This window comes from Clostridium lacusfryxellense, from assembly GCF_018861735.1.
Taxonomy (GTDB): Bacteria; Bacillota; Clostridia; order Clostridiales; family Clostridiaceae; genus Clostridium_AD; species Clostridium_AD lacusfryxellense.
Genome location: NZ_JAHLEB010000006.1, coordinates 129611 through 138985, shown reverse-complemented (window position 1 = coordinate 138985; position 9375 = coordinate 129611). Strand labels below are relative to the sequence as shown.

The window sequence follows — 9375 nt, the reverse complement described above, 5'->3', positions numbered from 1 at the left end:
GATTATTATAACCACGTTAAATTCGTAAACTAATGAAACGCCTTATACCGAACGGTACGTAGGGTGTTGTGAAAGGGGCGAAACATTTTAATTGTTAGCCTCTATTCGATTGCATATTTATTCTTATTCTCGTGTCATGTCAGCATACTCATGAAGTCCATATTTATAACTCGATATTGCGTTCGTATCTATTATGTTATGCTGATTAGTATTAGAAGTGGAATAGATACCGCTTTTACCTATAATTCCAATACTTGAGTTAATTTTATTTGATTTAATTGATATATATTGAGGTTGAGATATTCCATTTGAGTCCAGTAATATTCCATTACCTTTTTCTGAAGAATCAATATCATTTTTCACATTTGTATTTGCTATGTTATTATTAGCTATTTGACAATTTGAGCTGCCAGCGGTTATGTTAATACCATTACTTTGCGCTGATAGTACTTTGTTTCCTGAAACGGTTGTTCCTGTTGTAGTAAACAGACATATCGCTCCCAAATTGCCAGTGCCGGCAAGTGATTCCTCTACTGTGTTGCCACTTACAAGGTTATTATCAGATTGCCATACCTCTATTTGATTAAATCTGTTATTTTTAGATGTATTGCCTATAAAAGAATTACCACTGCTAACCTTGCTTTCGCCTCCATAAATCGTGGCACCTTCCTGTCCATTGCCTTCGGTTAAATTATTACTTGCAACGGAATTGGTTGTGCCTTTTCCAGTTGTTGAATTATAGCCAAAAAATATTCCTTGTCCACCACTATTTTTTATTATATTATTTGTTACTTTAACATCAGTTCCATTCATGCAGTATACATGACCACTTATTTGTTCAAAGGCATTGCCATCAAAAACTTTTGCGTTATTAAAATTGTTATTATCAATTGTAATATTGGAACTATCTTTATCAATTAAAACTCCAAATTTATGTACATCGTAGAAATATGAATATTTTACAGAGCAATTACTTCCTCCATAAATATTAACTGCCGCATAACTAATGTTACTTGTGAACCCGCAGCTTAGTACACTAAGTCCTTTTTTATATAAAACACTTATTGCCGTACCGCAATTTTGAAATTCTATTCCTTGAAATGTATTATCATTACCAGTCCAAAATAATATGTTATTACCTGTTCCTTTAATTTTTACATTATTATTTGAGGCAATTAATTTCATACCGTCTTTTAATATAATAGCGCTATCCAATTTATATGTGCCCTTAGGTAAGGTTATTTTAGCACCTATTGGCAATGAATCTATCATTGCTTGAAATTGGACTGAAGAATCTGTTACTCCTGTTGTATCTAAGCTATACTTTTCAGCATCTATAATAGTTTCAATAGAAGAACTTGTGGTTATCTCAGTAGCATTTGCTGTTAAGTCACCAACGCTTGTACCAGTTACAAATGAACTAGCATTTGTTAAAGAAATTAATATAACTAGCGTTGTTATTCCTTTTTTAATGTTATTTTTTATAATAGTAAATCACTCCTCTTAATTCGGTCCTAAAGTATAATTACCTGCCTAGGTAATTATAACATCATTAGAAGCAATTATGGTTATATTACCCTTTGTTTTAACAATGTTCATCAATTTATAAGTTACAGTATCTATTATATTAGGTCTAATAGTATCAGCTTTTGTAGTAGTTTATCATCCACAAGTTAATAGAGCATACCAATTAACTCCATAGGTATAACCTGTTATTATGTTATTGTTTATTTCATTATTATGATTGCTTTTAGAAGTTGAATATACTCCACTTTTATCTATAATTGCACTACTTGAGCTAATTACATTACTGGTTATTGTTATATACTTTGGATCAGATTTTCCATTCCAATCAAGTAATATTCCATTACCCATTTCTGGTGTATTGATATCATTTTTCTTATTTGTATCAGCTATATAATTGTCTGATACAGTGGTGTTCGTTGTTCCTGCGATAATTGCAATACCATTATTCTGCGCTGATAATATGTTGTTTCCAGTAACGGTTGTTCCAGCTGTATCAAACAGACATATTGCTCCCAAGTTGCCAATTCCAGTTATTGACTCTGCAACTGTGTTGCCACGTACAATGTTATTGTTAGACTGCCATACTTCTATTTGATTAAATCTGTTGTTTTTGCTGGTATTATTAATAATAGAATTTCCACTAGTTACTTTCTTGCTACCTCCATAAATTGTGGCACCTTCCTGACCATTGCCTTCACATTTATTATTGCTTGCAACAGAGTTTGTGGTACCTTTTCCAGTTGTTGAATTGTAACCGAATATTACACCTTGCCCACCGCTATTTTTTAAAATGTTGTTTGTTACTTTAATATTAGTTCCATTTAGACAGTAAACATGACCACCTATTTGTTCTTTCTTATAACCACCAAAAACTTCAGCATTATCAAAGTTATTGTTATCGATTGTAATATCGGAACTATCGTTATCTATTAAAATTCCATATTTTCGAATGCCAGCAAAATATGAATTTATTACTGAGGAGTCACTTGCTCCATAAAAGTTAATTGCTGAAAACTTGATGTTACTTGTAAATCGGCAGTTTATAACCTCAAGTCCATTTTTATGAAAAACTCTTAAAGCTGTTGCGCAATTTTGAAACGATATACCCTGAAAAATATTATTATTACCTGTGGAAAATAAAGTGTTATAAGCAACGCCTCTAAATATTACATCATTAGAAGCAATAATAGTTATATTGTCTTTTAACTTAACAATACTTACTATTTTATAGGTACCCTTTGGTAACTTAATGGAAACACCCTTTGGCAACGAATCCATCATTGTTTGAAGTTGTGCGGAGGTATCTGTTCTACCGGTTATATCCAAATTATAATTTTGAGCATCTATTATAGTAGGGTTTTTAGTTACAACTTGTGTAACAGAAGGAGTAACCGTTGTAATAGAAGGATTTAATATTGAAGGATCATTAGGTGCTATTGAATCGACAACATTTGTTGTTAAATCATCACTTTGTGATGTCAAATTACCAGCATTTGAATTAATTATAAAGTAAGTAACAGTTGCTATAGAAATTAATATTATAATTGCGGTTATACTTTTCTTGAAATTTGTTTTTAACATTTTAGTTCACTTCCTTTGAGTTGAGCGTATGATTAACCATTCTTAAACATTATCGGTAATAATCATTTATTCTTTAGATTTTCCTCAATTAATTTTGTGGATTGTACAGTTTATAGTTTGTCTTTTTAAAGAAATATAGTCTTTTCTAAATTTATTAAAATATTTTATTTAATAGTATATCTTTAACTACATATTAAATAGTAAATTTAACTACATATAAGAAAACAAGAAAAAATAATCATTTTTAGTTATATAAAATAATTTGGTTGTAAAAAAACTCGTATTTAGTCGACTGATGTTGAATGGTAAACCGCTGGTATATAAGTGTTTAAAGGGTTAAAGTTCTAAAAAACAATTTCCAAAACCTTGCAATAATTAAGGAGGGGTTGTATTTTGGAGGATGTGGATATTAAGGAAGTAAATTGGTCATTTAAAATGTTGCCAAAAAATTTACAAAGTAATATAATAAAATTAAGTAAATTTTGTAGAAATTAAAATTAAATTAAAAAAATGTTTGTAAGTTTGATGGGGGTAAGTAGTATTTTGACAATGAAAAAGGGGGTGGCACATAAATGCAAGAATTAGAAAGAAATTCAAGAGTTACACAGGTAGAGATAACCCGTGAGTATAACAAAAATATAGGATATTTTATAATTAAAAGAATAATTGATATTATAGGTGCTTTATGTGGAATTATCTTAATGAGCCCAGCGATGATTATTGTTGGTATTTGGATAAAGCTCGATTCAAAGGGACCTATAATTTTTGCCCAAAATAGAATTGGACAAGATAGCAAGGAATTTGAAATGTATAAATTTAGGTCTATGTGTATGGGTGCAGAATGCCAATTGGACAAGTTGCAAAAAAACAATGAAATGACAGGACCTATGTTTAAAATTAAAGAAGATCCTAGAGTAACTAAAATAGGAAGATTTATAAGAAAGACAAGTATTGATGAGTTGCCTCAGCTATTTAATATATTAAAAGGAGAAATGGCCCTTGTTGGACCAAGGCCAAGTCTGCCCAAAGAAGTAGCACAGTTTACATCTCTTCAAAAAAGAAGGTTAATTGCAAAACCAGGGTTAACTTGTTATTGGCAGGTGAGAGGTAGAAGTGAGGTTGGTTTTGAAGAGTGGATGGAAATGGATGTTGAATATATTGGGGATAGAAGTACATGGGTAGATATAAAACTTATATTTAAAACGGTGGGAGTTTTGTTTGGGGATGAGGGGGCTAGGTAAGGGTTGAGTGGTTGAAAAATGAAAATGTATAGTTGGGAGTATCCTGGATATATAGAAATCATATAGATTGCTGAAAAGAATTAGTATTACTTATTAAGTAGAGGTGGTTATGAGATGAAAATATTGATGGTTAATAAATTCCTCTACCCCAACGGAGGTTCAGAGACATATATATTTAAGTTGGGCGAATACATAACATCAATTGGACATGAAGTACAGTATTTTGGAATGGAAGATGAGAGAAATATTGTTGGTAATAAAGTTGGTAGCTATACTAGCAATATGAACTTTCACGGGAACTATCTTACGAAATTAATATATCCTTTTAAAATCATATATTCATTTGAAGCAAGGAAGAAAATCAGACAGGTTCTAAATGACTTTAAGCCTGATGTTGTTCATCTAAATAATTTTAACTTTCAGATTACGCCATCGATAATTTATGAAATAAAAAAGGATAAATTACCAATTATTTTTACTGCTCACGATTATCAGTTGGTGTGCCCAAATCATATGCTGTATGATTTGAAAACAAAAGGTATGTGTAATAAGTGCCTTGATGGCAATTATGCTAACTGTTTAAAAAATAAATGTGTCCATGGATCCGTCATGAAAAGTATTCTCGGAATGATGGAAGCAACGCTTTATAAAATGCTACATACCTACAGAAAGATTGATAAAATCATATGTCCAAGTCAGTTCTTAGAGAGAAAATTAGTTACAAATAAAGATTTAAAAAGTAAGACTGTCGCCATCCATAACTTCATTGATTTAGTTGAAGCAAAAGAGGTTGTAAAGGAAGATTACATTTTATATTTTGGTAGATTTTCAGAAGAAAAAGGCATAAAGAATCTTATAAAGGTTTGTAAAGAACTACCTTATATAAAGTTTGTTTTTGCGGGAAGTGGGCCTTTGGAAGAAGAATTATCTGGAATAACAAACATAAAAAATATTGGTTTTCAACATGGACAAACTTTAGAAGACATAATTAGAAAAGCGCAATTTACACTTTATACATCAGAGTGGTATGAAAATTGCCCGTTCTCAGTTATGGAGTCACAGATGTATGGAACCCCTGTCATTGGGGCAAATATCGGAGGTATACCTGAGCTTATAGAGGTTGGGAAGACTGGGCTACTATTTGAAAGTGGTAATATTGATGATTTGAAGGATAAAATACTTACTCTATGGAATGACAAAGTAATATGTGAAGAATTTAGTAAGAACTGCTTGAATGTCAATTTCAATACGGTTTTTGATTATTCCGAGCAGCTACTTACAATATATAAAAATTGTTAATCTAAAAGGAGTCATACTTAAATAAAATTGAATTGAGAAGGAAGGTACAGATCGAATGGCTAAGAGAACATTATATGGATCAATTATTATTACCTATAGATGCAATGCTCATTGTACTATGTGCGATTGTTTTAAGGATCCAACGCGTCCGGAGGAAGAAATTGATTTGGAAACATTAGAGAAATTACCTGAGATGGCTTTTACGAATATAACAGGTGGAGAACCATTCATTAGAAAGGATATACATGATATAGTAAGACTTTTGTATAAGAAAACAGATCGTATTGTAATTTCAACAAATGGTTATTTCACTGATAGAATTATAAAACTATGTGAGGAATTCCCGCAGGTTGGCATTCGTATCAGTATTGAGGGGTTACAGAAAACTAACGATACAATTCGTGGTATTCCGGATGGATTTAACAGGGGCTATGGTACTCTGAAAAAATTAGTAGAAATGGATCATAAGGATGTTGGGTTTGGTACTACTGTTCAAGATATAAATTGTAACGATTTAGTACCACTTTACAAGTTGGCAGATAAAATGAATATGGAATTTGCAACTGCTACGTTGCACAACTCATTCTATTTTAGAAAAACGACAAATAAAATTGATGATAAATATAAAGTTTCAAAGGCGTTTGAAGATTTAATTAATGAACTATTAAAATCGAAATCTCCAAAGAAATGGGCAAGAGCTTATTTTAATCATGGGCTTATTAACTATATCTATAACAAACCAAGATTACTTCCTTGTGATATGGCAAGTAGTGCATTCTTTACTGATCCATTTGGAGATGTTATTCCTTGTAATGGTATGACTAAGAAGATGTCAATGGGTAATCTTCATGAAAATTCTTGGGAAAAAATTTGGAACTCTGACCAGGCAACACAGGTTAGAGAGTGTGTTAAAAATTGTGAGAAAAACTGCTGGATGATTGGAAGTGTAGCACCGGCTATGAAAGAGAGAATTTGGGTACCAGGTTGGTGGATTATAAAGCATAAGTTCTTCATGGGCAATAAGTATAGATTAAGTGAAAATAAATTCATACAGAAAGTAGCTGAGAAAAAATAATACAGTAATTCACTAATGGGATACTAGTGAAACTGGTGGAGAAATCAAAAGGCAGTGTCTTGGTAGTATGTAGTGGGGTTACATTAGACATGCAAAATAAGTGGGGGATTTGTGTATGAAAATAGCAATGATAGGGCATAAAAGGATTCCTTCTCGGGAGGGTGGGGTAGAGATAGTTGTTGAAGAACTATCAACACGGATGGCAATATTAGGCCATCATGTGGATATTTATAACCGCTATTATAAAAAAGTAAAGACTGGAAAAGGTTACAAAGGCACTAGGATAATTGTTATACCTACTATAAATAAAAAGAGCTTGGATGCATTGGTGTATTCATTTTTAGCAACAATTGAAGCATTGTTTAGAAAGTATGATGTTATTCATTATCACGCAGAAGGGCCATGTGCTATGTTGTGGATTCCACATTTGTTTCATATAAGGACTGTTGCAACTATACATGGACTTGATTGGCAACGTGCCAAATGGGGCAGATTTGCAACAAGTTATTTGAAGTTTGGAGAGAAGATAGCTGCTAAATACGCGGATGAAGTGATTGTACTTTCTAAAAATGTGCAGCAGTATTTTTTGGATACATACGGTAGAGATACTCAATACATTCCTAATGGTGTTAACATTGTGGATGGTAAAGAAACTGATATAATAACAAAAAAGTATGACTTGACGAAAGACAACTACATATTATTTTTGGCAAGATTGGTTCCGGAAAAGGGACTTCATTATCTATTGGAAGCTTTTAAAAATATCGATACAGATAAGAAACTAGTTATTGCAGGTGCTTCGAGTCATTCAAATGATTACGTAAAAAAAATTAAAAATATGGCAAAGAATGATGATCGAGTAATAATGACAGGTTTTGTACAAGGGAAAGAGCTTGAAGAGCTGTATAGTAATTGTTACCTATATGTACTTCCAAGTGATGTTGAAGGTATGCCGTTAAGCTTATTAGAGGCTTTGAGTTATGGATGTCGTTGTTTAGTTAGTGATATTGAGGAGAACTGTGAAGTTGCTAAAAAGTATGCAACGACTTTTAAATATGGGAATGTGATGGATTTGGGAAAACAGTTAGCTGAGATATTACGTTCAAAAAAACACCATGATAATAAATTACAATTAGAATATGTAAAAAAATATTTTGGCTGGAATAATGTTGTACGAAATACTATTAAATCATACATAGGAGATAAATATGAATATAAACAGTTTGATAAATCTGTATAAATATGAGAAAATATAAGTGGAACAATATAGTAGAAAAAAAGCTATTATTATACAATGGATTTAAAAATAAATACTATTTTATACTGGCGAGGAAAAACATATTTGAGCATTTGAATGTAGCCCATATAAAGGTTGATAAGCAATTTGTGGATTGTCTTTATTATATTCTACGCTATCATGAAGTCTATGCAATAAAAATGACTTAAAATAAGTTAGTGGTAGAAGCAGTTTTAGTGATGATTAAATAAAAGAATTAATCAGATTAGCAGATGAAAATGCAAATATAATTTTCAAAGGAAATGTTGGTGGAAAGTTTCTAACTGAACTTTATTGTAAGTGCTCGTTCTATGTTCTTCCATCGGATATTGAGGGTATACCGTTAACCTTATTAGAGGCATTGAGTTACGGTAAGAAAGTTTTAGTAATTGATATAAAAAAAAATTAGAAGTTATAGCTGGTATTGAAAATTTTATTCATTTAAGAAAGCTGATGTTAATGATTTAGTTAATAAGATGAATTTAATTATAGCAGAAACAAGAGAGTATAACCCAGAGGATATAATTAAATTTATTAAAGAATATTATTCTTGGAAAGACGTAGTTGATGAGTGTTTAGATGAATTAGAACGAATGCATATATGAAAATATTAATGGCTCATAGCTTACTTTAATCTCAGGATTATTAACTACATATTTAGTAAGATTAGAGATGCATAAATGTATCTAGGTACCAGCTTGGTGGGTTAAAAAAGAAAATCTTTATTGATGGTAAGTACATTCTAATAGAGAATAAGTTTATTACCAAAGTGCAGAGGAGATAACTTAACATGGGAAATAGTGTTAATGATTTAAAGTCGTCAATAAAATATTTTTTAGGATATATCAGAGGTGCAAAGGCCAAAATTTTTCGTGGGGGAAAGTCCATTTATATAGGAAACCATGCAAATATTAAGGGCGGTAAAAATATAATGTTGAGTGAATGCGTAATTATTAGACCAGAAGTCGATTTGTGGTGTGGTTCTAAAGCTAGAATTAATATTGGACGTGGTACGGAAATTGGCGAACGGTGTAGAATATCTATTGTTAATTGCTTAGACATTGGAAGCAATGTGCTGTTATCTCCCAACGTTTATATAACTGATTGCGACCACAGATATGACCAGATAGGTATTCCAGTAAGTCATCAGGGCATTTGCCAAACGGATAATAGAGTCAAAATTTCAGATGATGTTTATATAGGAATTAATAGTGTGATTGTGGGCAATGTGACTATTGGTAAAGGTTCTGTAATAGGAGCAAATTCTGTAGTAACAAATAGCATACCTAACTATTGTGTTGCTGTCGGCGCACCATGTCGAGTAATAAAACAATTTAATTCAGAAACTTCAAAATGGGAATATGTTCAATAAGGAG

Annotated in this window: 10 protein-coding genes; 8 read left to right on the top strand and 2 right to left on the bottom strand. The window is 31.6% G+C overall.

From position 1 onward, the window contains the following. Positions 1-123: 123 nt before the first annotated feature. On the bottom strand, positions 124-1272 hold the full coding sequence (locus tag KPL55_RS06005) for a right-handed parallel beta-helix repeat-containing protein (protein ID WP_216305792.1): 1149 nt from the start codon (positions 1270-1272) through the stop codon (positions 124-126). An 88-nt stretch (positions 1273-1360) separates the two neighbouring features. Between KPL55_RS06005 and KPL55_RS06000 the strand changes: the two genes are divergently transcribed. Then, positions 1361-1507, top strand: a complete 147-nt coding sequence (locus KPL55_RS06000; RefSeq protein WP_216305791.1) for a hypothetical protein — start codon at positions 1361-1363, stop codon at positions 1505-1507. Positions 1508-1662: 155 nt separating this feature from the next. On the opposite strand, the gene KPL55_RS05995 is transcribed toward KPL55_RS06000, so the two are convergent. Continuing rightward, on the bottom strand, positions 1663-3108 hold the full coding sequence (locus KPL55_RS05995; RefSeq protein ID WP_216305790.1) for a right-handed parallel beta-helix repeat-containing protein: 1446 nt from the start codon (positions 3106-3108) through the stop codon (positions 1663-1665). A 572-nt stretch (positions 3109-3680) separates the two neighbouring features. Between KPL55_RS05995 and KPL55_RS05990 the strand changes: the two genes are divergently transcribed. The 7 genes from KPL55_RS05990 to KPL55_RS05965 all read left to right on the top strand — a co-directional run bounded on the left by KPL55_RS05990 (position 3681) and on the right by KPL55_RS05965 (position 9371). After that, entirely contained in the window at positions 3681-4349 is a 669-nt protein-coding gene (locus tag KPL55_RS05990; RefSeq protein WP_216305789.1) for a sugar transferase, read from the top strand. A gap of 114 nt (positions 4350-4463) precedes the next feature. Continuing rightward, positions 4464-5648, top strand: a complete 1185-nt coding sequence (locus tag KPL55_RS05985) for a glycosyltransferase (protein WP_216305788.1) — start codon at positions 4464-4466, stop codon at positions 5646-5648. A 55-nt stretch (positions 5649-5703) separates the two neighbouring features. Next, positions 5704-6723, top strand: a complete 1020-nt coding sequence (locus KPL55_RS05980; protein WP_216305787.1) for a radical SAM protein — start codon at positions 5704-5706, stop codon at positions 6721-6723. Between the two features lie 115 nt (positions 6724-6838). Continuing rightward, positions 6839-7963: a glycosyltransferase family 4 protein gene (locus KPL55_RS05975; protein WP_246599316.1), complete on the top strand. Its 1125-nt coding sequence runs from the start codon at positions 6839-6841 to the stop codon at positions 7961-7963. 244 nt (positions 7964-8207) lie between these two features. Further along, complete coding sequence (locus KPL55_RS26705) at positions 8208-8408, top strand: glycosyltransferase (protein ID WP_216305798.1); 201 nt, start codon at positions 8208-8210, stop codon at positions 8406-8408. 67 nt (positions 8409-8475) lie between these two features. After that, positions 8476-8604, top strand: a complete 129-nt coding sequence (locus KPL55_RS26305; RefSeq protein WP_281418809.1) for a hypothetical protein — start codon at positions 8476-8478, stop codon at positions 8602-8604. 185 nt (positions 8605-8789) lie between these two features. Next, complete coding sequence (locus tag KPL55_RS05965; protein ID WP_216305786.1) at positions 8790-9371, top strand: acyltransferase; 582 nt, start codon at positions 8790-8792, stop codon at positions 9369-9371. Positions 9372-9375 lie beyond the last annotated feature (4 nt).

What these genes read in the sequence shown, in the direction of transcription:
- KPL55_RS06005 (WP_216305792.1), bottom strand. Translation starts at nt 1,272, where the DNA reads ATGATAGATTCATTGCCAATAGGTGCTAAAATAACCTTACCTAAGGGC.
- KPL55_RS05995 (WP_216305790.1), bottom strand. Translation starts at nt 3,108, where the DNA reads ATGTTAAAAACAAATTTCAAGAAAAGTATAACCGCAATTATAATATTA.
- KPL55_RS05990 (WP_216305789.1), top strand. Translation starts at nt 3,681, where the DNA reads ATGCAAGAATTAGAAAGAAATTCAAGAGTTACACAGGTAGAGATAACC.
- KPL55_RS05985 (WP_216305788.1), top strand. Translation starts at nt 4,464, where the DNA reads ATGAAAATATTGATGGTTAATAAATTCCTCTACCCCAACGGAGGTTCA.
- KPL55_RS05980 (WP_216305787.1), top strand. Translation starts at nt 5,704, where the DNA reads ATGGCTAAGAGAACATTATATGGATCAATTATTATTACCTATAGATGC.
- KPL55_RS05975 (WP_246599316.1), top strand. Translation starts at nt 6,839, where the DNA reads ATGAAAATAGCAATGATAGGGCATAAAAGGATTCCTTCTCGGGAGGGT.
- KPL55_RS26305 (WP_281418809.1), top strand. Translation starts at nt 8,476, where the DNA reads ATGAATTTAATTATAGCAGAAACAAGAGAGTATAACCCAGAGGATATA.
- KPL55_RS05965 (WP_216305786.1), top strand. Translation starts at nt 8,790, where the DNA reads ATGGGAAATAGTGTTAATGATTTAAAGTCGTCAATAAAATATTTTTTA.